Source organism: Helicobacter pylori (assembly GCF_003638305.1).
Taxonomy (GTDB): domain Bacteria; phylum Campylobacterota; class Campylobacteria; order Campylobacterales; family Helicobacteraceae; genus Helicobacter; species Helicobacter pylori_DJ.
In genome coordinates, this window is sequence record NZ_MVYP01000002.1 from 1 (window position 1) to 24,750 (window position 24,750).

General features: G+C 39.5%; 19 protein-coding genes and 1 other RNA gene. 11 read left to right on the forward strand and 9 right to left on the reverse strand.

Features of this window, described 5'->3' with window-relative positions; genetic code table 11:
* Nucleotides 1-468 precede the first annotated feature (468 nt).
* Nucleotides 469-2,109: a chaperonin GroEL gene (gene groL / locus EAL04_RS00960; protein ID WP_001040278.1), complete on the reverse strand. Its 1,641-nt coding sequence runs from the start codon at nt 2,107-2,109 to the stop codon at nt 469-471.
* A 25-nt stretch (nt 2,110-2,134) separates the two neighbouring features.
* Complete coding sequence (groES, locus tag EAL04_RS00965; RefSeq protein WP_120855516.1) at nt 2,135-2,491, reverse strand: co-chaperone GroES; 357 nt, start codon at nt 2,489-2,491, stop codon at nt 2,135-2,137.
* A 285-nt stretch (nt 2,492-2,776) separates the two neighbouring features.
* Between groES and dnaG the strand changes: the two genes are divergently transcribed.
* The 6 genes from dnaG (at nt 2,777) to EAL04_RS01000 (ending at nt 9,477) form a co-directional block, all read left to right on the forward strand.
* Nucleotides 2,777-4,456: a DNA primase gene (dnaG, locus tag EAL04_RS00975; RefSeq protein ID WP_120972653.1), complete on the forward strand. Its 1,680-nt coding sequence runs from the start codon at nt 2,777-2,779 to the stop codon at nt 4,454-4,456.
* Complete coding sequence (locus tag EAL04_RS00980) at nt 4,453-5,505, forward strand: MnmA/TRMU family protein (RefSeq protein WP_120972655.1); 1,053 nt, start codon at nt 4,453-4,455, stop codon at nt 5,503-5,505. The genes dnaG and EAL04_RS00980 overlap by 4 nt, the downstream gene beginning before the upstream one ends.
* Nucleotides 5,506-5,593: 88 nt before the next feature.
* Nucleotides 5,594-6,421: a DUF5718 family protein gene (locus EAL04_RS00985; RefSeq protein ID WP_120972657.1), complete on the forward strand. Its 828-nt coding sequence runs from the start codon at nt 5,594-5,596 to the stop codon at nt 6,419-6,421.
* Between the two features lie 146 nt (nt 6,422-6,567).
* Nucleotides 6,568-6,849: a TrbC/VirB2 family protein gene (locus EAL04_RS00990; protein ID WP_001272690.1), complete on the forward strand. Its 282-nt coding sequence runs from the start codon at nt 6,568-6,570 to the stop codon at nt 6,847-6,849.
* Entirely contained in the window at nt 6,849-7,112 is a 264-nt protein-coding gene (locus EAL04_RS00995; protein WP_000584956.1) for a hypothetical protein, read from the forward strand. The genes EAL04_RS00990 and EAL04_RS00995 overlap by 1 nt, the downstream gene beginning before the upstream one ends.
* Nucleotide 7,113: 1 nt before the next feature.
* Nucleotides 7,114-9,477, forward strand: a complete 2,364-nt coding sequence (locus EAL04_RS01000) for a VirB4 family type IV secretion/conjugal transfer ATPase (RefSeq protein ID WP_120972659.1) — start codon at nt 7,114-7,116, stop codon at nt 9,475-9,477.
* Between the two features lie 30 nt (nt 9,478-9,507).
* On the opposite strand, the gene ffs is transcribed toward EAL04_RS01000, so the two are convergent.
* Nucleotides 9,508-9,605: signal recognition particle sRNA small type (gene ffs, locus EAL04_RS01005), an RNA gene on the reverse strand.
* A 176-nt stretch (nt 9,606-9,781) separates the two neighbouring features.
* On the opposite strand from ffs, the gene EAL04_RS01010 reads away from it, so the two are divergent.
* From EAL04_RS01010 to nspC, 3 genes are all read left to right on the forward strand, one after another.
* Nucleotides 9,782-11,122, forward strand: a complete 1,341-nt coding sequence (locus tag EAL04_RS01010) for a COG3014 family protein (RefSeq protein ID WP_162982443.1) — start codon at nt 9,782-9,784, stop codon at nt 11,120-11,122.
* A gap of 103 nt (nt 11,123-11,225) precedes the next feature.
* Complete coding sequence (gene cheV1 / locus EAL04_RS01015) at nt 11,226-12,191, forward strand: chemotaxis protein CheV1 (RefSeq protein ID WP_120972663.1); 966 nt, start codon at nt 11,226-11,228, stop codon at nt 12,189-12,191.
* A complete protein-coding gene (gene nspC, locus EAL04_RS01020; protein ID WP_120972665.1) occupies nt 12,188-13,405 on the forward strand; it encodes a carboxynorspermidine decarboxylase in 1,218 nt (405 codons plus the stop codon). The genes cheV1 and nspC overlap by 4 nt, the downstream gene beginning before the upstream one ends.
* Nucleotides 13,406-13,444: 39 nt before the next feature.
* On the opposite strand, the gene lpxE is transcribed toward nspC, so the two are convergent.
* The 4 genes from lpxE to EAL04_RS01045 form a co-directional block, all read right to left on the reverse strand.
* Nucleotides 13,445-13,978: a lipid A 1-phosphatase LpxE gene (gene lpxE, locus EAL04_RS01025; RefSeq protein WP_240454644.1), complete on the reverse strand. Its 534-nt coding sequence runs from the start codon at nt 13,976-13,978 to the stop codon at nt 13,445-13,447.
* A gap of 49 nt (nt 13,979-14,027) precedes the next feature.
* Entirely contained in the window at nt 14,028-15,599 is a 1,572-nt protein-coding gene (eptA, locus tag EAL04_RS01030; RefSeq protein WP_120972669.1) for a phosphoethanolamine--lipid A transferase EptA, read from the reverse strand.
* A 601-nt stretch (nt 15,600-16,200) separates the two neighbouring features.
* Nucleotides 16,201-18,249, reverse strand: coding sequence for a Hop family adhesin SabA/HopD (gene sabA / locus EAL04_RS01040; protein ID WP_120972854.1), 2,049 nt, complete (start codon nt 18,247-18,249; stop codon nt 16,201-16,203).
* 644 nt (nt 18,250-18,893) lie between these two features.
* Nucleotides 18,894-20,174, reverse strand: coding sequence for a citrate synthase (locus EAL04_RS01045; protein WP_000117368.1), 1,281 nt, complete (start codon nt 20,172-20,174; stop codon nt 18,894-18,896).
* Between the two features lie 201 nt (nt 20,175-20,375).
* On the opposite strand from EAL04_RS01045, the gene icd reads away from it, so the two are divergent.
* Both icd and EAL04_RS01055 read left to right on the forward strand, forming a co-directional pair.
* Nucleotides 20,376-21,653: an isocitrate dehydrogenase (NADP(+)) gene (gene icd / locus EAL04_RS01050; RefSeq protein WP_120972671.1), complete on the forward strand. Its 1,278-nt coding sequence runs from the start codon at nt 20,376-20,378 to the stop codon at nt 21,651-21,653.
* 66 nt (nt 21,654-21,719) lie between these two features.
* On the forward strand, nt 21,720-22,247 hold the full coding sequence (locus EAL04_RS01055) for a DUF1523 family protein (RefSeq protein ID WP_162982444.1): 528 nt from the start codon (nt 21,720-21,722) through the stop codon (nt 22,245-22,247).
* Here EAL04_RS01055 and bioD read toward each other — a convergent pair.
* A complete protein-coding gene (bioD, locus tag EAL04_RS01060) occupies nt 22,224-22,880 on the reverse strand; it encodes a dethiobiotin synthase (protein ID WP_120972673.1) in 657 nt (218 codons plus the stop codon). The two genes, EAL04_RS01055 and bioD, sit on opposite strands and share 24 nt — an antisense overlap.
* A 3-nt stretch (nt 22,881-22,883) precedes the next feature.
* Nucleotides 22,884-24,647, reverse strand: coding sequence for a hypothetical protein (locus EAL04_RS01065; protein WP_120972675.1), 1,764 nt, complete (start codon nt 24,645-24,647; stop codon nt 22,884-22,886).
* Between the last annotated feature and the right edge of the window lie 103 nt (nt 24,648-24,750).

Here is a 24,750-nt window from a genome sequence, read left to right on the forward strand (position 1 = left end):
CTGAGAGTTTTTTCAATTCGCCGGTGTTTTTCACCATTTGAGCGGCTTCACCGATCTGATAGCCTGCGCTGATAAAAAAGCCGTTGTCTTCAGCGTTTAAAAGCGATGCAGCGAGAGAGAGAGAGAGTAATAAGGTTTTTTTCATAAATATTCTCCTTGAAATCCTTGAAATTAAATTGAGTGGTTGGAATTTTATACATTAAGAATGTATTTAAAGCATTGTAGCGCAAAATCGTTTTTTTTTTTTTGTCATTTGGAGAAATTTTAGAATTTTTGCATTTCTTGCGCGTTTGTTTGGGTGGTATTGGAAAGGGTTTTTAGGTTTTATTTTAATGGAGCACTAATGATAAAAGCTTGATTTTAATGGGGATTTTTTGTTGCGCGTTTTTCAAAGCGAGCGGTTTTGTGAGATAAAAGCCCCCCAAGAAGAGGGCTTTTATAAAAAATGGTATTAAAAAGCAAGGGGGCTTACATCATGCCACCCATGCCTCCCATACCGCCCATGCCACCCATATCAGGCATTGCTGGGGCCGCTTTTTCCTCTTTGATTTCATGCACGGTGGCCTCTGTGGTTAAAAGCAGGCTTGAAACCGAAACCGCATTTTGTAAAGCGATCCTTTCTACCTTTAAGGGGTCAATAATGCCTTCTTTAAACATGTCCACATACTTGCCATTGCTGGCGTTAAAACCAAAATGCCCTTCGTGTTTTTCTACTTCATTCACGACCACACCGCCATCATAACCAGCGTTGATAGCGATTTGAGCTAATGGGGCTTTAATGGCGCGCATGATGATTTCATAGCCCACTTTTTCATCATCGTGTAAATTCAAATGCACTTTTTGAGCCGCGCGAATAAGAGCCGCACCGCCGCCAATCACAATGCCTTCTTCAACCGCCGCTTTAGTCGCGCTCAACGCGTCATCCACTCGGTCTTTTTTCTCTTTCATTTCCACTTCACTCGCAGCGCCCACTTTAATCACAGCCACACCGCCAGAGAGTTTAGCCAACCTTTCTTGCAATTTTTCTTTGTCATAATCGCTTGTCGTGCTTGCAATTTGGGTTTTGATTTGCGCGACTCTGTCTTTAACGTCATCGCTATGGCCTTTGCCATCTACGATCGTGGTGTTGTCTTTGTCAATCACAATCCTTCCGGCTTTGCCCAAAAACTCCACTTCAGCGTTTTCTAGACTCAAGCCCAATTCTTCGCTAATGACTTGACCGCCGGTTAAAATAGCGATGTCTTTGAGCATTTCTTTTCTCCTGTCCCCAAAGCCTGGAGCTTTAACCGCTGCGATATTCAACACGCCTCTTAATTTATTCACCACTAGAGTCGTTAAAGCTTCGCCCTCAATGTCTTCAGCGATGATTAAAAGCGGTTTGCCCTCTTTCATGGTTTTTTCCAATAGCGGGAGAATGTCTTTCATGCTAGAGATTTTTTTATCCGTTAAAAGGATGTAAGCGTTATCCAATTGAGCGGTCATTTTCTCAGCGTTCGTTACAAAATAAGGGGAGAGGTAGCCTCTATCAAATTGCATGCCCTCTACGACATCTAATTCATCTTCAATGCCCTTAGCTTCTTCAACGGTGATCACGCCGTCTTTACCCACTTTTTCCATAGCGTCAGCGATGAGTTTCCCGATATTGTGATCGGAGTTGGCAGAAATGGTCGCTACTTGGGTGATTTCTTCTTTACCGCCCACTTTTTTGCTCGCTTTTTTAAGCTCATTGATGATCGCTTCAGCGGCTTTATCCATGCCTCGTTTCACTTCAATAGGGTTAGCCCCAGCCGTGATATTCCTCAAACCTTCTTTAAAAATGCTATAAGCCAGCACGGTTGCGGTGGTCGTGCCATCGCCGGCAGCATCAGCGGTTTTGCTCGCTACTTCTTTAACGAGTTGAGCGCCCATGTTAGCCACCGGGCAACTTAATTCAATCTCTTTAGCCACGCTCACGCCATCTTTGGTGATGCTTGGAGCGCCATAGCTTTTTTGAATCAACACATTCCTGCCTCTTGGCCCCATGGTAACTTTAACAGCGTCATGGAGTTGTCTCACGCCTTCAAATAGAAGGTTTCTTGCACTATCTGAAAATTTAATTTCTTTTGCCATTTTGTATCCTTAATAATAATGTTTTTTAGTGTTTTTTGTGATCATGACAGCAAGCTTCATGCTCTTTAGCATGTTTATGGTCATGATTACCTGTATGACAACAAGAGCCTGAGCCCACAATGCCTAGAATGTCTTCTAGTTCTAGCACCATGTATTCAGTGCCGTCTAAAACGATTTCTGTGCCTTTGTATTTGCCAAAAGCGATCACATCGCCTTCTTTAACGCATTTGCAACCCTCACTGATTTTATGGCTAACCGCTTTGATTACGCCCATTAAAGGCTTTTCTTTAGCGTTATCAGGGATGATGATGCCTGAACTGGTTTTGTTCTCTTCTTCAAGTCTTTCTACTAAGACCCTTTCTCCTAATGGTTGAAACTTCATTTCAGTTCTCCTAAGTTTTGATAAATAAAATAGAAATTTAGCGCTTAGTATTCTTAAGCGACACAACTATAGCGCATTTTTAGGGATAAGTCAAGCTATAAAAACAAATATAAGACTATAACTATAAGGATTATTAAGTCTATTTATATCAAGTTTTATTAGTTTAAAAATATAAGGATTAGAAAAAGGGGCGTTATCAACAAACCTTTTTGAAGATTTTATTTATTGAGTATAATTCATTTAAGCGAGTTAAAACAAGAAAGCACGATGAAGAAAGCATGAAAAATGATTCTTAAAAGTTCCATTGATCGCCTTTTACAAACGATAGACATTGTAGAAGTCATTAGCTCTTATGTGGATTTGAGGAAATCAGGTTCTAGCTACATGGCTTGTTGCCCGTTTCATGAAGAAAGGAGCGCGAGTTTTAGCGTCAATCAAATCAAAGGGTTTTACCATTGCTTTGGGTGTGGGGCGAGTGGGGATAGCATTAAATTTGTGATGGCGTTTGAAAAACTTTCGTTTGTGGAAGCGCTTGAGAAATTAGCCCACCGATTCAATATAGCTTTAGAGTATGACAAAGGCGCTTATTGCGATTATAAAGAAGATTACCACCTTTTAGAAATGGTGAGCTCGTTGTATCAAGAAGAGCTTTTTAACGCCCCATTTTTTTTGAATTATTTGCAAAAAAGAGGGCTTAGCATGGAGAGTATAAGAGCGTTTAAGTTAGGCTTATGCACGAATAAAATTGATTACGGCATTGAAAATAAAGGCTTGAATAAGGACAAATTGATTGAATTAGGCGTGCTAGGCAAAAACGATAACGATCAGAAAACCTATTTGCGCTTTTTGGATCGCATCATGTTCCCTATTTATAGCCCTAGCGCTCAAGTGGTGGGTTTTGGAGGGCGCACCTTAAAAGAAAAAGCGGCCAAGTATATCAATTCGCCCCAAAATAAGCTTTTTGATAAATCCAGTTTGCTCTATGGCTATCATTTGGCTAAAGAACACATCTATAAACAAAAGCAAGTCATTGTAACAGAAGGGTATTTAGATGTGATCTTATTGCACCAGGCGGGTTTTAAAAACGCCATAGCCACGCTTGGGACAGCTTTAACGCCATCGCATTTGCCCTTGCTTAAAAAAGGCGATCCAGAAATCCTCTTAAGCTATGATGGGGATAAGGCAGGGCGGAATGCGGCTTATAAAGCGAGCTTGATGTTGGCTAAAGAGCAAAGGAAAGGGGGGGTGATTTTGTTTGAAAACAATCTTGATCCAGCGGATATGATCGCTAATCATCAGATTGAAACCTTAAAAAATTGGCTATCGCGCCCCATGGCTTTTATTGAATTTGTTTTAAGGCACATGGCGGGTTCTTATGTTTTAGACGATCCTTTAGAAAAAGATAAGGCTCTTAAAGAAATGTTAGGGTTTTTAAAAAATTTCTCTTTGCTTTTACAAAGCGAATACAAGCCCTTAATCGCTACGCTTTTACAAGTGCCTTTGCATGTTTTAGGGATTAGAGAGCCAATCTCTTTTCAGCCTTTTTACCCCAAAACAGAAAAACCTAATCATGTTCAAAAGTTTGCTCATGTTCCTAACACGCTCAGTTTGGAATTTTTAGAAAAATTAGTGATCCGCTATCTTTTAGAAGACAGAAGCCTGTTAGATTTGGCGGTGGGCTATATCCATAGTGGGGTATTCTTGCATAAAAAACAAGAATTTGACGCTTTGTGTCAAGAAAAATTAGACGACCCTAAATTAGTTGCGTTATTATTAGATGCGAATTTACCCCTAAAAAAAGGGGGTTTTGAAAAGGAATTGCGTTTGTTGATTTTGCGCTATTTTGAGCGCCAACTCAAAGAAATCCCTAAAAGCCCACTTTCTTTTAGCGAAAAAATGATCTGTTTGAAAAAGGCTCGTCAGGCCATTATGAAATTAAAACAAGGAGAATTAGTCGCCATATGAAAAAAATAAAAGCTTTAGCCTTATTTAGTGGGGGGTTGGATAGTTTGTTGTCCATGAAATTACTCATTGATCAAGGCATTGAGGTAACCGCCTTACATTTCAATATAGGGTTTGGGGGGAATAAAGATAAAAGAGAGTATTTTGAAAACGCTACCGCGCAAATCGGGGCTAAGCTCTTGGTGTGCGATATTAGAGAGCAATTTTTTAACGATGTGTTATTCAAGCCCAAATACGGCTATGGGAAATATTTCAACCCTTGTATTGACTGCCATGCCAACATGTTTAGGAACGCTTTTTATAAAATGCTTGAATTGAACGCGGATTTTGTTTTGAGCGGGGAAGTGCTAGGGCAACGCCCTAAATCCCAAAGGAAAGAAGCGCTCAATCAGGTGAGGAAATTAGTCAGAGAAGTGGGCGAAGAGGCTCGTTTTGATCCTATTTTAGACCGAACGCAAGCAGGCGGTGAAAAACCGCAGTTTTTAGATGAATTGCTCTTAAGGCCCATGAGCGCTAAACTCTTAGAGCCTACTTTTATGGAAAAAAAGGGTTTTGTTGATAGAGAAAAGCTTTTAGATGTGAGTGGTAGGGGGCGCACTAGGCAATTACAGATGGTTAAGGATTACGGCTTGAAATATTATGAAAAGCCAGGTGGGGGGTGCTTGCTTACGGACATTCAAGTGAGTAATAAGATTAAGAATCTGAAAGAATACAGAGAAATGGTGTTTGAAGACAGCGTGATCGTTAAAATTGGGCGTTATTTTGTCTTACCCCATAACGCTCGTTTGGTGGTGGCAAGGAATGAAGAAGAAAACCATAAATTGGATATTCAACACCCATTAATGGATAAGATTGAATTGCTAAGCTGTAAAGGCCCTTTGAGTTTGGTGGATAAAAATGCCAGCAAAGAAGATAAAGAATTGGCCGGTCGTATCGCTCTAGGCTATGCTAAGACTTTAAAAAATCAAGCTTACCTCATTCAAATAGGGAATGAAAAACGCGAGCTTTACCCTTTGGATAAAGAGAGCGCTAGAGAGTATTTATTCGCTTAAAAGGGGAATTTTTGAGGGTTTTAGGGGTTTTCTTTTATGCTATAATGAAAAAAGCTCTAATGATTAAGCTATTTGCTAGGAGGTTTGCATGCAAGAGTTTTTAGGTTTTGGTGTGGTGGGGAATTTTGCAGGGCATTTGGAGCAAGCAGGAGAGAGTCATAGTTTTATTAACATGAAAAGCGAAGAAAAGGACGCCCCTAAGGGGTTATTCCCTTTTTATATCCCGTATGAGAATTGCTATTTGGGGCGTTGTTGCATTGATAACCATAAGATTATTTTGCCTAATGATTTGAATTTGAAAGTGCAAGCAGAGCCAGAAATCGCTTTAGAATGCGATGTTAAATACGATGAAAAACATTTGGTAACCAAGCTTGTACCTAATTTTTTCATGGCGTTTAATGACGCTTCTGTGCGTAATTTAGAAGCCGCAAAGCTCTCCCAAAAAAAGAATTTTTCACCAGCTTCTAAAGGTATAGGGCAGAAATTGCCTATTGATAGGTTTGTTTATGGGGGGGTGTGTAACAATTTTTCTATCGCATCTTTTTTGAAATACAATAATGTTTGGCACATTTATGGGGAAAACAGCAAATTGCTCAAATACGAATTTTTTTATCAAAAACTCTTAGACTGGATCAAAGACAGATTGAACCACCAACAAGATGGTGATTCTTTAGAGGCTCTAAGACCTTTTTTAGAGCGCCATAATTTCCCTACTAAAATGATTTTTGCGATCGGGGCTACCCCTTATATGCCTTTTGCGCAAGAGCATTTTTTACAAAAAGGCGATGAGGTGGTGATTGTTGCTTACAACCATTTACAATACAGTTTTGAAAAGATTCAAAACCTCTTAGAAGAAGACACCCTACAAACCAAAGAACACACCAATCTTTCTTATGTCTATCAAATCGTAGAATAGTAAGGCTTTTACACTCTTTGGCTTTGCTTTTTTACCCCCTTAAAGATTAAATGCACCCCTTTTAACCCTCTTTTAGAGGATTTTTATGGTTTTTTTGAGATAATAAAGCCTTAGAAAGTTAATTAAAATTAAACAAAAGGGTTGTGATGTCCGCTCATTTTTTAAAAATCGTTTTTTTAGTAGGCATGTGCGTTTCAAGTTTGTTCGCTGAAGGTTTAGAGGGGTTTTTTAACGCCCTAGAAGCCCAGCTCAAAAGCCCCATCGCTAAGGGGATTTTAATGGTGATTTTCATAGGGATCGCTATTTATGTGTGGAGGAATTTAGACCGGTGGAAAGAGATCTTATTCACGATCCTTGGCGTGGTGTTTGGGATTTTTTTATTCTTTAAAGCCCCGAGTTTGGCGAATTGGTTTATGGGAATTTTTTAATGATTATCCTCTCAGCGAGCGTGAAGAATTTGCGTGAAATTTCGGTTAAAGAAAAGTTTTTATGGCTGAACGCTAAATCTTATTTGATTTCTGTCTTTGCGCCTTTTATCTTGCTCCCTTGGATTGATTTATTGAGCGCTTTTTTATTGTATTTAGGGTTTTTAGCGCTCTTTAGCGTGCTAGAATTTTTTGATGAAGACATTGCAGATATTATTGTGGCTAAAAGCAAAATAAAGACTAAAACCAAATGTTATAGAGCGTAGGATGTTAGAAAAGTTTTTAGGCGCTATCAAACAAAAAGTTTCAAATTATTTTTTAGGGGCTTTGCCTAAAAGCTATTCTATGAGCGAAGAAAACAACATTTTAGGCTTGTATGATGAGCATTTTTTACTCACTAAAAACGAAAACTTAGTGGGCATCCTCCGTTTAGAGGGGGTGAGTTACACCCATTTAAGCACAGAGCAATTGCAAGATCTTTTCACCGAGCGCCAAATGGCGTTGGATTCTTTAGAAAAGGTCGTGGCACGCCTAGTGGTTAAAAGGCGTAAAATTGATCACCAACAAAACATTCAAGCTGACTCTCAATACTTGCAAGCAATTTTGAATCAATTTGAAAATAAAGAAGTGTATGAGAATCAGTATTTTTTAGTTTTAGAAAGCACGCACTCTTTGCATGGCGTTTTAGAACATAAGAAAAAATCTCTCATGCATGCCAATAGGGAAAATTTTAAGGATATTCTCTCTTATAAAGCGTATTTTTTGCAAGAAACTTTAAAAAGTCTAGAAATCCAGCTCAAAAACTATGCCCCCAAACTCTTAAGCTCTAAAGAGGTTTTGAATTTTTATGCAGAATATATTAATGGGTTTGATCTCCCCCTAAAGCCCTTAGTAGGGGGGTATTTGAGCGATAGCTATATCGCTAGTTCTATCACTTTTGAAAAAGATTATTTCATTCAAGAAAGTTTTAATCAAAAAACCTACAACCGCTTGATTGGCATTAAAGCTTATGAGAGCGAACGCATCACTTCTATAGCGGTGGGAGCGCTTTTATACCAAGAAACGCCACTAGATATTATCTTTTCTATAGAGCCTATGAGCGTGCATAAAACGCTGAGTTTTTTAAAAGAACGGGCCAAGTTTAGCATGTCCAATCTCGTTAAAAACGAGCTTCTAGAATACCAAGAATTAGTCAAAACCAAACGCCTATCCATGCAAAAATTCGCCCTAAACATTCTTATCAAAGCCCCTAGTTTAGAGGATTTAGACGCTCAAACCAGCTTAATTTTAGGGCTTTTATTTAAAGAAAACTTAGTGGGCGTTATAGAAACTTTTGGCTTGAAAGGGGGGTATTTTTCCTTTTTTCCTGAACGCATCCATTTGAACCACCGCTTGCGTTTTTTAACCTCTAAAGCCCTAGCGTGTTTAATGGTGTTTGAAAGGCAAAATTTAGGCTTTAAGGCTAATTCATGGGGGAATAGCCCTTTGAGCGTGTTTAAAAATTTGGATTATTCCCCTTTTTTATTCAATTTCCACAACCAAGAAGTGAGCCACAACAACGCTAAAGAAATCGCTAGAGTGAATGGGCATACTTTAATCATAGGGGCTACCGGAAGCGGTAAAAGCACGCTGATTAGCTTTTTAATGATGAGCGCTTTGAAATACCAAAACATGCGTCTTTTGGCCTTTGATAGGATGCAAGGGCTGTATTCTTTCACCGAATTTTTTAAAGGGCATTACCATGATGGCCAATCTTTTAGCATCAACCCCTTTTGTTTAGAGCCCAATTTACAGAATCTAGAATTTTTGCAATCCTTCTTTTTGAGCATGTTTGATCTTGCCCCTTCAAGGGATAAAGAAGCCTTGGAAGACATGAATGCGATTTCTAGCGCGATTAAGAGCCTTTATGAGACTTTATACCCCAAAGATTTTAGTTTGCTAGACTTTAAAGAAACGCTTAAAAGAACCTCATCTAACCAATTGGGCTTGAGTTTAGAGCCGTATTTGAATAACCCCCTTTTTAACGCTTTGAATGACGCACTCAATTCCAACGCTTTTTTAAATGTGATAAACCTAGACACCATCACCCAAAACCCTAAAGACTTAGGGCTTTTAGCCTATTACTTGTTTTATAAAATCTTAGAAGAATCCAGGAAAAACGACAGCGGTTTTTTGGTTTTTTTAGACGAGTTTAAATCCTATGTGGAAAACGATTTGTTGAACACTAAAATTAACGCTTTAATCACGCAAGCCAGAAAAGCTAATGGCGTGGTGGTGTTGGCTTTGCAAGACATTTACCAATTAAGCGGGGTTAAAAACGCCCATAGTTTTTTAAGCAACATGGGGACTCTTATTTTGTATCCGCAAAAAAACGCTAGGGAGTTGAAACACAACTTCAATGTGCCTTTGAGCGAGACTGAAATTTCATTTTTAGAAAACACCCCTTTGTATGCCAGGCAGGTTTTAGTCAAAAATCTGGGTAATGGGAATTCTAACATGATTGATGTGAGTTTGGAGGGTTTGGGGCGTTATTTGAAAATCTTTAATTCGGATTCTAGCCATGTGAACAAAGTGAAAGCGTTACAAAAAGACTACCCTACAGAGTGGCGTGAGAAACTTTTGAAGAGCTAGTTTAAAAAAGTCAATATCATTTTGAAGCACTCCTATTCAGATGGCTAAGGCACACAAGAAATTAAGGGACTCTGCTGTATTCCTACCCTGAAGCGTTACCCTAAAGTCCTATTGCATAGGTCCAAATAAGAGCTTAGGGATCATTTTAACCATAGAAAGCTTATGTTTTCATTAAAAATGTTATGATACGCTCAAATTAGTCAAGCAAACAAGCAAAAAAATTAAAAGGGTTAGATTGAAAATATTCGTTCTGTTGATGTCGGTAATTTTAGGAATATCATTAACAGGTTGCATAGGCTATCGTATGGACTTAGAACATTTTAACACGCTCTATTATGAAGAAAGCCCTAAACAAGCTTATGAATATTCCAAACAATTCACTAAGAAAAAAAAGAACGCTCTTTTATGGGACTTGCAAAACGGCTTGAGCGCTTTATACGCCAGGGATTACCAGACTTCTTTAGGGGTGTTAGATCAAGCCGAGCAACGCTTTGATAAAACCCAAAGCGCTTTCACAAGAGGGGCTGGTTATGTGGGCGCTACCATGATTAATGATAACGTGCGCGCCTATGGGGGGAATATTTATGAGGGCGTTTTAATCAATTATTACAAAGCGATAGATTACATGCTTTTGAACGATAGTGCAAAAGCTAGGGTGCAATTCAACCGTGCGAATGAACGCCAGCGCAGGGCTAAAGAATTTTATTATGAGGAAGTGCAAAAAGCCATTAAAGAGATCGATTCTAGCAAAAAGCACAATATCAATATGGAACGCTCTAGGGTAGAAGTGAGCGAGATTTTAAACAACACCTATTCTAATTTAGACAAATACGAAGCTTATCAAGGCTTGCTTAACCCGGCGGTTTCGTATCTTTCAGGGTTGTTTTACGCTTTAAATGGAGATAAGAATAAGGGGCTAGGCTATCTTAATGAAGCCTATGGGATCAGTCAAAGCCCTTTCGTAGCCCAAGACTTGGTTTTTTTTAAAAACCCTAACAGGAGCTATTTCACTTGGATCATCATTGAAGATGGTAAAGAGCCGCAAAAAAGCGAATTTAAAATTGATGTGCCTATTTTTATGATCGATTCGGTTTATAATGTGAGTATAGCCTTGCCCAAGCTAGAAAAAGGGGAAGCGTTTTATCAAAATTTCACCCTCAAAGATGGAGAAAAAGTAACGCCCTTTGACACTTTAGCCTCAATAGATGCGGTGGTCGCTAGCGAATTTAGGAAGCAATTGCCCTACATTATCACCAGAGCCATTTTATCGGCTACTTTTAAGGTGGGCATGCAAGCGGTAGCGAATTATTATTTGGGGTTTGTTGGAGGGCTAGTAACTTCGTTGTATTCGGGTGTGAGCACCTTTGCAGACACCAGAAACACGAGCATTTTTGCCCATAAAATCTATCTTATGCGTATCAAAAACAAAGCTTTTGAAAATTATGAAGTTCGAGCTGATTCTATTGACGCTTTTTCGTTTTCATTAAAGCCTTGTAAAAGATCGCTTGAAAACCCTAAAGTCATTGACGCTAGGGAATTGCTTTCAGGGTTTGTAACAGCCCCACAAATCTTTTGCTCTAACCGCCATAATATTTTATACATCCGCAGTTTTAAAAACGGGTTTGTTTTGAGTCATTTAAAATGATTCCAAAACCCCAAAGGAATTTTAGTTTTTAAGTGTCGTTGGCATTAAACACAAACACGATATAATTATAAAACGATACGAAAACCTAAATTAAGGGGAAGTCATGGCTGATAGTTTAGCGGGCATTGATCAAGTTACGAGTTTGCATAAAAATAACGAGTTGCAATTGTTGTGTTTCAGGCTGGGTAAAAACAAGGATTTGTATGCGGTCAATGTCTTTAAGATCCGTGAAGTGGTGAAATACCATGGCAATCTCACTATCATTAGCCACGAAAACAATTCGCTTGTTGAGGGGCTAATCATTATAAGAGAGCTCACCATTCCCTTGATTGATATGAAAAAATGGTTTTATTATGACAGCCAAAACAAAAACAAGGATTTACGCCCTTACAGGATAGAAAAAGAAAAAGGCGAAGACGATATTGTCATGATTTGTGAGTTTTCTCGCTGGACTATAGGGGTTAGGATCTATGAAGCGGATAGGATTTTGAGCAAGAAATGGACTGAAATGGAGCAAAGCGCTGGGTTAGGGGGATCTACAGGCAATAACAAACTCGTGAGCCGCACGCGCTATTTTGACGGCCGCTTGGTGCAAGTGGTGGATATTGAAAAAATGCTTATAGATGTGTTCCCTTGGATTGAAGATGAAAAACACAACGATTTAGAAACGCTTTCTAAAATCCATTCTAACCAATGCGTTTTGCTCGCTGATGACTCCCCAAGCGTTTTAAAAACCATGCAAATGATTTTAGACAAGCTAGGCGTCAAGCACATTGATTTTATCAATGGTAAAACCTTATTAGAGCATTTGTTCAACCCAACAACCGATGTGAGTAATATTGGCCTGATTATTACCGATTTAGAAATGCCAGAAGCGAGCGGTTTTGAAGTGATCAAACAGGTTAAAAACAATCCTTTGACTTCAAAAATCCCTATCGTGGTCAATTCTTCTATGAGCGGCAGCTCTAATGAAGACATGGCCAGGAGTTTGAAGGCCGATGATTTCATCTCTAAGTCTAACCCTAAAGACATCCAGCGGGTGGTTAAGCAATTTTTGGAATTAGCATGAAAAAATACAGCGCTATCCCCACCCCTTGCTATGTGCTAGAGAGCGAACGCTTAGAAAAAAACGCCAAGATTTTAGAAATCGTGCGCCAACAAAGCGGGGCAAAGGTTTTGCTCGCTTTAAAGGGGTATGCGTTTTGGCGTGAGTTTGGGATTTTGAGGCAAAAATTGAACGGGTGTTGCACGAGCGGTCTTTATGAGGCTAAGCTCGCTTTTGAAGAATTTGGGGGGCGAGAGAGCCATAAGGAAATTTGCGTTTATAGCCCGGCTTTTAAAGAAACTGAAATGAGCGCGATTTTACCCCTAGCGACAAGCATCATTTTCAACTCTTTTTACCAATACGCCACCTATAAAGACAGGATTTTAGAGAAAAACAAGCAATTAGAAAACTTGGGCTTAAGCCCCATTAAAATGGGTTTAAGAATCAACCCCCTTTATAGCGAAGTAACCCCAGCGATCTATAACCCATGCTCTAAAATGAGCCGGTTAGGGATTACGCCTAGCGGATTTGAAAAGGGGGTGAAAGAGCATGGGTTAGAAGGGGTGAGTGGGTTGCATTTCCATACGCATTGCGAGCAAAACGCTGACGCTTTGTGCCGGACTTTAGAGCATGTGGAAAGGCATTTCAAGCCCTATTTAGAAAACATGGCGTGGGTGAATTTTGGTGGGGGGCATCATATCACTAAGAGCGATTATGATGTGAATTTGCTCATCCAAACGATTAAGGATTTCAAAGAGCGTTATCATAATATAGAAGTGATTTTAGAGCCTGGGGAAGCCATAGGGTGGCAATGCGGGTTTTTAATCGCAAGCGTGATAGACATCGTTCAAAACGATCAAGAAATTGCGATTTTAGACGCTTCTTTTAGCGCTCACATGCCCGATTGCTTAGAAATGCCTTATCGCCCTAGTATCCTTAAAATTTCTGTAGAAAATGATGAAGAACTTATTGAAGTTGAAAAGGGCGAAAATCAAGGGGCGTTTTCTTATTTTTTAGGCGGTCCTACTTGTTTAGCGGGGGATTTTATGGGGAGCTTTAGCTTTGAAACGCCTTTAAAAAGGGGTGATAAAATCGTGTTTCAGGACATGCTCCATTATACGATTGTCAAAAACAACTCGTTTAATGGCGTGCCGCTCCCAAGCCTGGCTAAAATAGACTCGCAAGGTTTTAAAATCCTTAAAAACTTTTCTTATGAAGATTATAAAAACAGGAATTAAGGCTTTAATTAATCAAGGTTTTTTGATTAAGGCTTTTGATTAAAACTTTTTGGGGCTTGTAAAAAGGCCTACACACAACATTCCAGTGCCAAGCCCGGCCAACACCGCGCCAATGGTGTGCATGTCTAAATAAATGCGAGCGAGCATGGTTAATGGGATTAAAGGCAAGAGCCACAAGTATTTTTTAAAAGAATAACGGCGCATTAAAAACGCCACCGCCAAACCCACCATAGACGAATGCCCGCTTGGCATGTTGAAATTACCCCCATAAGGGCGCTCGCCCAAACGCTGATCATTGATCGTTACATGGTTTAAGGCTCTTTTGGTGGCATGCGTGAGAAAAGTTGTGGCGATAGAAGCGTTAGCGACTTGAAAAAGCCCTATCGCATCTCTTTGGATCAAGGGAATCGCCACAGATAAAATCGTAGGGATAAAGCGCGCGTAATGCTCGGTGAAATGAAACACCAAAGGCACGCTTTGGTGTTTAGGGACTTTAGGGAAAGGGATAAAAACACCCAATAAAATCAAGCCCAAACTGAGCGCTAACAAAGTTTTAGAAAAGCTTTTGGGCAGGCTTTCACAAAATTTTTGTTTAAATAAGAATTTTTTCATGAGTGTTATTTTACTCTTTTTTGTGTTTAATCAGATCTAAAGAAGGGCGATAAACAGTGCTAGGGGTTTTAAAATCCTCAAACACCCCTAAAACGCTATGGAAAATCACATTTTGATTAATGGGGGTTTGGGTTTGGATAATGGAATGCTTCTCTTTAAAAAGATCGTTGGCATAAACGATAAAGGGGATCTCGTATTGCTCTTTAGGGGCGATGCTTTTAGGAATGCCATGCAAATAATACGCCCCTTCGCCCAAACTTTCGCCATGATCGCTTAAATAAATCATTAAGGCGGGCTGTTTGGCTTTTTTGAGCATGCTAATGATTTTGTCTAACAGATAGTCGTTATAAAAAATGGTGTTGTCATAGGCGTTAATCAGGCTTTCTTTGGAGCAAGAAGACAGATCAGCGCTTGAGCAATAAGGCTTAAACACCCTAAAATTTAAAGGCACTTTATTGTCATAGTTGGGGCCATGCGAGCCGGCAAGGTGTAAGATGAGTAAGACATTTTCACTAGAGCGTTCTTTTAAAAGGTCAGGCAAATTATAGAGTAAGGATTCATCATAAGGGGCGATCGCTTCGCAATTGGAGCATTTTTGAATCAATTCGTAGTTTTTACGATAGCTTGTAACCTTAACATTCTTTTCGCCGTCATTCGCGCTATACCAAAAGACTTTGACACCCGCTTTAGTCAAGTAAGTGGGCAAGTTTTCATAAACGCCCAAGCTGTTTTTAAAAGAAGAATCTAAAATGCATTCCAAACTCGCTGTCGTGTAAGTGGCGCAAGAAGTGGCGTTAAAAAGGGTGAGTTCATGATTTTCTAAGCGTTTGCTTAATCTTGGGGTGGTTGGTTTGTGATAGCCATAAAGGGCGTAATTGTGCTTTCTGGCGCTTTCGCCAATGACTAACACCACAAACGAATGAGAATGGTTGGGTGAAAAGAGAGGGAGCGGCTTGATAGTGGGGGCGAAAAATTTAAGAGCACTCACTCTAAAAGCGTTCACGCTATAAGCAAAGGGCAGGATCAAGCCCCCTATGAATTTCGCATGCTTGTCAAACCACAGCCAATTTTTAGCGTTAGCTAAAGCGCTAGCGATAAAGATAAACACTAACGCTAAGATCGCTAAAAAGGGTGCTTTTTTAGAAGAATTTTTGATGGGGATTTTATAAATGATATAGCCGGGTAACACCCCAAAAACAACGATAAAAACGAATAATTTAACGCTCAAAAAGCCTAAAACTTCATGCGTGTTGGTGTTTAAGACATTGCCCATCATGCTCTTATTTAAAAACACCTTATAAGCGCTAATGAAATAGAAAGCGACAGAATTGAGCCAACTAAAAACAACCGCACTTAAGCGCATCAAAGAAGCAGAGATCAAGCCTAACGCCAAAAAAAGAGTGCCATTAACGCAAAAAAGCACCACAACCATCATGGCTATAAAACTAACCTGGTTGCTTTCTTTATAAACATAAGCGAACAAAGGGAAATGGTATAAAACGCCAAAAATAAGGCTATAGAGCAAACCGGCTTGCAGACAACTTAGGGGCTTTAAAAACTTCAGATGGAATAATGATGTCAAACACGCCCCTTAAAATCAATCAATCTTAGGATTATATCGTAGGTATGGGGATTTTATGGTTTATTTTAAAGTGGAAAGTGCGTTTTTTAGGGTGGTTGCATTTAAGAGCTTTAAAGCGTGTTTGTTGTAGGATTTCATCACGCCCCATAGTTAGGATATGGGGCAAATCCAAATAAGGAGCATGCCATGAAGCGTAAAAGTGGCAAACGCTCTTGGAAACTATTATACCTTGAAATTTCTTTTTCTTGGTTTAAGGTAGTGTTTTTGATGAAACGCTAATTTCTAAGAGCGTTCCCTAAGCCTAAAAACTTAGGGGTTTCCTTATGTGAAGTGGGTTTGTCCTTGACTTTGGGGCGTTTCCATTGGGTTATAAAAAGGATCGCTTGCTTGGTGTGAGATCCTTACTCTTTTAAAAAACACTTAAAGCGTTTTTAATCAGCCATGCATGCTTAAGAATAAAATCAAAAAACTTTATTTGGTGGAAAAAATTAAAAAAGTTTAGAAAAATAAAAGCTTTATGAAAAGATTAAAAAGCGAGTGGGAAGTCAGTGAAAAAAGATTAAACCCCCTAAAAAGAGGGTTTAAAAAGAGGTTTAATGCTTTAGTAAGCAAACACATAGTTCAAATACACGCTATAAAGCCTTCTGTATTGCAAGGTAGTGCCTAGCAAAGAATAGTAATTCGTGTTGATCGTGGGGATCTTCACGCCTAATTCCATGCCATGTTGCGCGCTATGATCAGCGCCTCTCCTCTTATTCCTAGCGAGATTGGTCCTTAAGCCCAGATTGAACAAGAATTGGAAGTTAGAGGTGTTGATTTTAGCTTTATAGTAATTGTTCACATTCGCCAAATTCACATACTGAGAATTAAGCCATGAAGTCCCGGCTAGTTGGATACCGCCAAACGCGCCAAAAGAAATTTTATTGTGTTTAGTGGCTTTATCGTTGATGAAATTCACTAACAAATCGCTCCCCACGCCATAAGTCCAAACATCAGAATCGGAGTTGAAAAATTGGGATTTGTTATAGGTGTGGTTGTAATCCACAAAGCCGTAGTATCTCGCGCCCCATCGTTTTGTTTTCCCAAAGAATTGCTTATAGCCCACTTGAAAGCCGATCCCATTCATCGCGCCGTTATTGGTGGTAGAAGCAGCGATTAGCCCGGCGCGCCTGAAAGGGTTACTGCCGAGTTCTTGGCTCCTGGATTGCACTTGAGAATGGATGTTGGAGTCAATGTAGTAGTTATCCTGTATGCCTTGTGGGCTATTAGGGTTAGTCTTTTTGCTCACCACATTTTGTAAAGATTGAGCGTCAGGCAAGCTTGAAATGGCCGCTGTGATGCTGTCATAGTGTTCGCCTAGCTTTTGATACTGACTGCTGAAATTCGCTAAAGTGTAGGCGAGGTTGCGCGCGTTATGGATTTGCTCGGCTTGAGTGCCAAAATGAGCGATGCTGTCTTTTAGACTCGTTAAGGTCTCTCCCACATACGCACAGCCTGTAGCGAAGGTGTCTTTAGTTACTGTGCCTAGCGGTGTGCCGTATGTGCCACCCTCATAGGGCTTATAGCATGATGCCAAAAATTCATCTCTAAAGGTTTGAGAAATAGTTTCAAGGTCCTTCACCACTTGTTGAGCGCGGTTTAAAATCTCTGCTTGCGCTTTGGCGTTAGCGAACATGCTTTGGGCGAAGTTGGCGTCTTTATAGGGGTTGAATGTCTTCCCGGTGTCTAGGTTGTGCTGGTTTTGCGCGTTTGCAGCAACGATTTTGGATTGCTCTACGACTATTGTAGCGTTTTTGATCATGTCTTGAATCGCGCTGATTTCAGTGTCAAAGATTTCACACGCATTCCCACCTTTTTTAATGTTCCACGACGCACCGCCTAATTCACCCTTTCTGTTATTGACCCATGGGCAATTTTGCGTGAGAACATTCATTATCGTTTGAGCTTGAGTTAAAAGATTGTGGGCATTATTAGTAACATTCTTAGTCTCATTAAGATTTTGATTTGTGATTATTTTGACTTCCATTGTTGTATTTGTGTTACTCAAAACGGGAAGCCCTTCTTTAGGATTGCCCTTAAAAGCTGTTTGAATGATTTGATAAGCTTCATTGAGTTTTTTAAAGTTTTCAATGGATAGAGGACCACTGATTCCGGCTTTATACGGATCTAGACCACTACCACCACAAGTAATGTGATCTGAACTGTGTCCCGGTTGGTTGTTAAAGGTTTCACTGCCTGTTGTTTCCACTCCATTTGCTTCAGTATAACCTCCGCATTGCACATTCCAAGCGATACTATTCCAAAACCCTACCACTGCGTTTAAGGCTAAAAGCACCGCTTGATACGCCGGGGAATTCTTTTTATCATCGATTAAATTCTTCGCGCTCGCGTTCAAATTGCCCCTTGCGTTATTGATAGCGTTGGGGTCGGCGGACTGCCTGATGAGAGTGTTTAGGACGCTATAATTCGTTAAAAGATTATTCAATCTTTCATAGCTGTCTGAGAGTTCTTGAATGCCTTTGGTGTTTTTCACCATTTGAGCGGATTCGCCGATTTGATAGCCGGCGCTCACAAAAAAGCCGTTGTCTTCAGCGCTTAAAGCGGAAACTAAAAGCGAACCTAAGATTAATGACAGAAATCTTTTCTTCATGTTTTCTCCTTTTCTTTTTAAAATAAGATTGATTTTATCCGTCAGATCTTGCGGAAGTGTGTCTTTAAGTAAGACCATACCGCAAGCTTTCGTTAATATAATATAAATTCATGGGATTTTGAGATTAATTAGGCGTTTTTGCCCTTTCAAAAAAAGGTTTTTGTGGAGTTTCTAAACAAATATTAAACCAATAAAGGTCATTTTAAAAGAAATGAGGTTGTTTGAATGGGGGTAGTGATAAAAAAGGGGTTTTAACTTTGGTTGTTTGGTTGTTTGAGATTTGTTTGTAACAAAAGCGGTTTTAAAATAAATGAGGTTGTTTGAATGGGTGTAGCTATATAAAAGGGGGTTTTAACTTTGATTGTTTGGTGTGGTTGTCAAAAGGATTTCTTCTAAAAAATGAGATTTGATTGCTTGAGATTTGTTATAAAAAGGATTTTCTTAAGGAGATAGAAAGGTTTTGCAATCATTTTCCCCAAAAACTCAAGGGTTTGTTTGTAAAAGCGGGGTTATCCTTGAGTTTTGGGGCGTTTGCATGCGGTTATTAAAAAAGCTTGATGCGAGATTCTCACTCTTTTAAAAAGGCTTTGAGCGTTCCTTAAAACTATCATCAACGCTTTATTAAAACAAAGCCTAGCCTAAGATTAATCCCCTACATAGACTTGTCTTGGGCGCGTGATCCTAGCTTGCGGGCTTTTGACATGCTCTAATAATTGAGCGCACCAGCCTACGGTTCTGCCAATGACAAACACCGGCGTGAAGAAACGCACCGGGATTTTTAAAGCCCTTAAGATCGTGCCGGAGTAAAAATCCACATTAGGGTAGAGATTCCTTTCAATGAAATACTCGTCTTTTAGCGCGATTTCTTCCACTTTCGCGGCGATTTCGCTCAATCTTTCGTCCATTTTAACGCCTTTTTGGTGCAGTTCGTCTTTTAGGCCTTTTAAGATTTTGGCGCGCGGATCGTAGCTTTTATACACCCTATGCCCAAAGCCCATGAGTTTGAAATTATCGTTTTTGTCTTTCACGCGCGCGATGTATTTATCCACATTTTTCACATCGCCGATTTCTTCTAATTGTAAAAGCACTTTTTCATTCGCCCCGCCATGCAAATGCCCCCATAAAGCGCTAATACCAGCGCTTATAGCGGCATAAGGATGCACGCCGGTGCTAGCGACATTCCTTACCGTGGTAGAAGAGGCGTTTTGCCCATGGTCAGCGTGCAAGGTTAGGATTTTATCAAAGGCTTCCACTTCTAGGGGCGTGATTTCTACTTCGCCTTGAGTGGTGTGTTTCAAGCGGCTATAAGGATACCCTCTCAGCATGAAAAGGATATTTTCCACATAAGAGCGTGCAATGTCCGGATAAATAATGGGTGCTCCCACTTCATTACGATAGCAAATGGCCGCAAGCGTGGGGATTTTAGCGACAATCCTTCTAGCCATCGTTTGGTAATCTTCTTCAGTGTGCATGTTTTGGTGCGTGGAATAAAGGGTGGATAAAATAGACACCCCGCTAGAGAGTTTCGCCATAGGGTGGGCGTTGCTAGGGAAAGCTGAAAACATGTTCAATAAGCTCTCATGCACAAAGCTTCTGTGGCGCAATTCCAGTTCAAATTCCAAGCTTTCATCTTGATTTTTGGGTAATTCCCCTGTGAGTAATAGCCTGCACACATCTACATATTTGTATTTGGCGACTAAATCTTCTATTCTATGCCCTCTGTAATACAATTCGCCTTTTTTGCCATTGATATAGCTGATCCTAGATTGGCACCCAGCGGTAGAAGAATACCCTGGATCGTAGGAAAAAAACCCGGTCGTTTCAAAAAGCTTGGAAAAGTCCACCGCTTTAGGCCCACGAGTGCATTCAATCATCTCAAATTCATAGCGTTCATTATTTTCATTATTGATTAAAGTAACAGACATTGTGATTTCCTTAAGTTTTGATAGTATCCAACTCCTAATTATAAGCCAAAAAATTAAATGATTTCTTTTTAAAAACATTCCGTTTTTTCAAGTTATTCCCAACCGCTACTTTTAAACACGCATTTAAAAAAAGATTTTTAGGGGTTATATAGTATTTTTGCGCTAGTATAGTTACTTAAATTTTATAAAAAGGATTAAGAGATGGCTTACAACCCTAAAATTTTACAAAAGCCTAAAGAGGGCGAAGAAATTACGATTAAAGACAACAAATTGCATGTGCCAAACCACCCCATTATCCCTTTCATTGAGGGCGATGGCATTGGATCAGATATTACCCCTGCGATGATTAAAGTCGTGGATAGCGCGGTTCAAAAAGCGTATAAAGGCGAGAAAAAAATCGCATGGTATGAAGTGTTTGTGGGCGAAAAATGCTATCAAAAATTTAAAGATCACAAAGAGCTAAGCCCCGAAGAGCAATGGCTCTTACCGGACACTATTGAAGCGATTAACCATTATAAAATCTCTATTAAAGGGCCTTTGACCACGCCTATTGGTGAAGGGTTTAGATCTTTGAATGTGGCGTTACGCCAAAAAATGGATTTGTATGTGTGCTTGAGACCGGTTCGGTGGTATGGGAGTCCAAGCCCAGTGAAAGAACCACAAAAAGTGGATATGGTGATTTTTAGAGAAAATTCTGAAGACATTTATGCGGGCATTGAATGGCAAGAAGGCAGCACGGAAGCGAAAAAACTCATCCATTTTTTACAAAATGAACTAAAGGTTAAAAAAGTCCGCTTCCCTGAAAGCAGCGGCATAGGGGTAAAACCCATTAGTAAAGAAGGCACAGAGAGGCTGGTGAGAAAAGCGATTGAATACGCTATTGATAACGACAAGCCAAGCGTAACTTTTGTGCATAAAGGTAACATCATGAAATACACCGAAGGGGCGTTCATGAAGTGGGGCTATGCACTCGCTCAAAAAGAATTTAACGCTCAAGTCATTGATAAAGGCCCATGGTGTTCTTTGAAAAACCCTAAAACCGGTAAAGAAATCATCATTAAAGACATGATCGCTGACGCGTTCTTGCAACAAATCTTATTGCGCCCTAGCGAATACAGCGTCATTGCGACCATGAATTTGAACGGGGATTATATCTCTGATGCGTTAGCGGCGATGGTGGGGGGCATTGGTATCGCTCCTGGGGCTAATCTCAATGACACGGTGGGCATGTTTGAAGCCACCCATGGCACCGCTCCTAAATACGCTGGGCTGGATAAAGTCAATCCGGGGTCTATTATTTTGAGTGCGGAAATGATGTTAAGGCATATGGGCTGGGTGGAAGCGGCTGATTTGATCGTTTCTGCTATGGAAAAAGCGATTAAGAGCAAGAAAGTCACTTATGATTTCGCTCGTTTGATGGATGGGGCTAAAGAAGTGAAATGCTCTGAATTCGCTAGCGTGATGATTGAAAACATGTGAAAGAGCGTTTTTTAAGCTCTGGTGTTTGAATGCGATTATAGGCTAATACTATCATAAGGAATGAAGTTGATAAAATTTGTGCGTAATGTGGTTTTGTTCATTTTAACGGCGATCTTTTTAGTGCTCATGCTTTTGGTGAGCTATTGCATGCCCCATTATAGCGCGGCTGTCATTAGCGGGGTGGAAGTCAAAAGAATGAATGAAAATGAAAACACGCCCAATAATAAGGAAGTAAAAACCCTCGCTAGAGATGTCTATTTTGTGCAAACTTACGACCCTAAGGATCAAAAAAGCGTAACCGTTTATCGTAACGAAGACACGCGCTTTGGCTTCCCTTTTTATTTTAAGTTTAATTCGGCTGATATTTCAGCTCTCGCTCAAAGTTTAGTCAACCAGCAAGTGGAAGTGCAATACTATGGCTGGCGGATCAATTTGTTTAACATGTTCCCTAATGTGATTTTTTTAAAGCCCTTAAAAGAGAGCGCTGACATTTCAAAACCCATTTTTAGCTGGATTTTATACGCTTTGCTGTTAGGGGGCTTTTTTATCAGCGTGCGTTCTGTCTGCGCTTTATTTAAGAGCAAAGCTCATTAAATCTTTTAGGCTTTGTTGGAAAATCACAATGGGGTTATTGGAGCGTGTATTAAAAAGCTCAATATAGGGCAAACTGATGCTGTGAAAAGCGGTGTTGTTTCCTTTTAAATTGATAGCGATTTTATAGTCTAGTTGGTGGGACTTCAATAAAAAGTCATTCAGCAAACAATCATTAATCAAGCCCAAATTGTCATGGCTAATCAAAAGCATTTTGGCTTTTAATTTTAGGGCAAAATTTAGCATGTTTTCTTCTAAAGTGATAGGCACGCATAGCCCCCCAGCCCCTTCAACGATGACTAAATCGTAAGTTTTGGTGAAATTTTGGAGGCGTTGGATTAAATGATTTATATCAATGGGGGTGTTTGGATCTTCTTCTTGTTGGGCGATGAGAGGGGCTGAAGCTTTATGATAACGATAGAATGAAATGTCTTTTAAGGTTAAAGAGCGATCCAAAAGGCGGTTATCTTGCAAGAACAAATGCGCATCGCTAGAGTGGTTAATGGCGTCATTAACGCCTGTTTCAATGGGTTTTAACAAGATCGTTTTAACGCCACAAGCGTTGCAATACTGGGCTAATAGCCTAGCGCATGTGGTTTTTCCGGCATTCGTGTTAGTCGCGCTGATAAAGAGCATGGTTTAACTTTTAAACTGATACGCCCCATCAAAGATTTGAGAAGTCAATACATTTTTAATTTGTGGTAACTTCACATTCTTTAACGCTTCTCGTGGGACTTCAATCACTAATTCCTCAAACGCTTGGTCGCTTAAAGGGTTATCAATATCAAAAATGAAACTTAAGATATTGTGGAGCGAGTTATAGGTAATCTTGTCAATTAACGCATAATTTAGTCTAACTCCCTCTGCTTGCTCTATGGCGGTTACGATGCTTTTAGATAGTCTAGGGCTGATGCTATCAAGTTGTGTCGCTAAATCTGTCGGTGAGATAAAGCAATACCCTGCATCAGTGTCTATGGTGTTAGCAAGCACTTTAGCTAATAGTGTCCTACTCACTTTTTTGCCTTGTCGCATAGCGTTGGCAACCTTGCGGATTTTAATATTGTGGTTGTAGCTCTGTCTAAAGCTTTTGCTTGTGAGACATTTTAGTTTTTCTCTGTCAAAGACAGCTTTTCGTTCCCAATCCTCTATCTCATCAATAGAGAATGATTGTTGATACCCATTAGTCCTAGAACTATTCTGTCTTGCTATAATGCTAGATTTAACAAAGTCCATAACTCCTAACCCCTCTGTATCTCTAGGTAGTCTTATCGCTTTTATTTGTGTCTTAACGATGTCTTTAAAATACACACCATAATTGTCTTTGTCTTCTTTTTTAAAGAAAGTATAGACTTTGTCTTGTAATCTTGTGAGAGATTGTGGCAATTCATTAGGAGCAGAGAATGTGATGCCTGTAAAAGTCCAATCCACTTTACCAAAATCCTTTTCTGTCGCTAATACTAAATCTACTTTTCCAGTCTCGGCGTTTTGACAATAACAAATCGCCTCTTGATTGAAATACTTTGCCAAATCTAATAATTGGTCTTTCAAGTCAAATGAGTTACTAGGTTCGTTTTGAAACACAAAGAAACTAACTTCTTTGCTTGGTAATAATGGGTCATCTAACCTATCTTTCCAATAACCTGTTACTTGTAGATAACCTAAAAAGTGTCTCTTTTGGTCTAATAGAGATTTTAGCTCTTGTGTCCTTTTCATATTGTCTTTTTGAGTGAAGCGGTATTTTTTGACAAATTTCTCACTAGACATAAAGTCTCTCATTGTCGCATTGCTGTTTATGAACTTATCAACATAGTCTTTACCTAACTTCCTACTCAATGTCTCATAAATTCCTTTAACTAAAATCTTATATTGTGGGATAACTTTACCTGTCGGTTTAAAGAACTCCTTAACTTTAATAGATTTTGTGGGGTCAATGTCATCAGTTGCCTCTCTAAATTTAGTCTTATTCTCTTTCATTTGAGCTAAATAAAGCTTTGATATTTTGTCTTTTTCATTAGGTCTTAATCCACTACTATAAGCTTTTTTTAACAAGGCTTGTTGGTCATTAGTGAATGTAGCTTCAAAATAAGGTTTAAAAACTCTAAACGCAGAGATAGTCCCAAAAGGTAGTCCGCTTTTGATTTTATTGACAATACCTCCAAGTCTAGTAGCTTTAATAGTCGTGTTTTGTTTGCTACTAGTCTCTTGTTGATTTTTAAGTCGTGAGAGTTCCTCACCAAAAGCATCTAGTGTGGCTCTTAAAGATAAGCCCCCTTTTATCCTCACTCTAGGTTTATTTTGTCTAGCTAATTTCTTGTCCGCTAACGCCTTATCAATAGATGCTGTCAAGGAAGTGTTTCTTTGTGGCTCATCAACCAATTCTAAAAAATCGTAATTCAATAGCATTATCGTGTCCTTTTCTTTAAGCGAGATTGTAACGCTTTATCTTTGAGCTTTCAGCGGGTCATTAGGGTTTATTTGGTATAATATCAAAACTTCATTTAAGGTT

Excerpts from the sequence above, each read along its gene's own strand:
- groL (WP_001040278.1), bottom strand. The coding sequence starts at position 2,109 with ATGGCAAAAGAAATTAAATTTTCAGATAGTGCAAGAAACCTTCTATTT.
- groES (WP_120855516.1), bottom strand. The coding sequence starts at position 2,491 with ATGAAGTTTCAACCATTAGGAGAAAGGGTCTTAGTAGAAAGACTTGAA.
- dnaG (WP_120972653.1), top strand. The coding sequence starts at position 2,777 with ATGATTCTTAAAAGTTCCATTGATCGCCTTTTACAAACGATAGACATT.
- EAL04_RS00980 (WP_120972655.1), top strand. The coding sequence starts at position 4,453 with ATGAAAAAAATAAAAGCTTTAGCCTTATTTAGTGGGGGGTTGGATAGT.
- EAL04_RS00985 (WP_120972657.1), top strand. The coding sequence starts at position 5,594 with ATGCAAGAGTTTTTAGGTTTTGGTGTGGTGGGGAATTTTGCAGGGCAT.
- EAL04_RS00990 (WP_001272690.1), top strand. The coding sequence starts at position 6,568 with ATGTCCGCTCATTTTTTAAAAATCGTTTTTTTAGTAGGCATGTGCGTT.
- EAL04_RS00995 (WP_000584956.1), top strand. The coding sequence starts at position 6,849 with ATGATTATCCTCTCAGCGAGCGTGAAGAATTTGCGTGAAATTTCGGTT.
- EAL04_RS01000 (WP_120972659.1), top strand. The coding sequence starts at position 7,114 with ATGTTAGAAAAGTTTTTAGGCGCTATCAAACAAAAAGTTTCAAATTAT.
- EAL04_RS01010 (WP_162982443.1), top strand. The coding sequence starts at position 9,782 with ATGGACTTAGAACATTTTAACACGCTCTATTATGAAGAAAGCCCTAAA.
- cheV1 (WP_120972663.1), top strand. The coding sequence starts at position 11,226 with ATGGCTGATAGTTTAGCGGGCATTGATCAAGTTACGAGTTTGCATAAA.
- nspC (WP_120972665.1), top strand. The coding sequence starts at position 12,188 with ATGAAAAAATACAGCGCTATCCCCACCCCTTGCTATGTGCTAGAGAGC.
- sabA (WP_120972854.1), bottom strand. The coding sequence starts at position 18,249 with ATGAAGAAAAGATTTCTGTCATTAATCTTAGGTTCGCTTTTAGTTTCC.
- EAL04_RS01045 (WP_000117368.1), bottom strand. The coding sequence starts at position 20,174 with ATGTCTGTTACTTTAATCAATAATGAAAATAATGAACGCTATGAATTT.
- icd (WP_120972671.1), top strand. The coding sequence starts at position 20,376 with ATGGCTTACAACCCTAAAATTTTACAAAAGCCTAAAGAGGGCGAAGAA.
- bioD (WP_120972673.1), bottom strand. The coding sequence starts at position 22,880 with ATGCTCTTTATCAGCGCGACTAACACGAATGCCGGAAAAACCACATGC.
- EAL04_RS01065 (WP_120972675.1), bottom strand. The coding sequence starts at position 24,647 with ATGCTATTGAATTACGATTTTTTAGAATTGGTTGATGAGCCACAAAGA.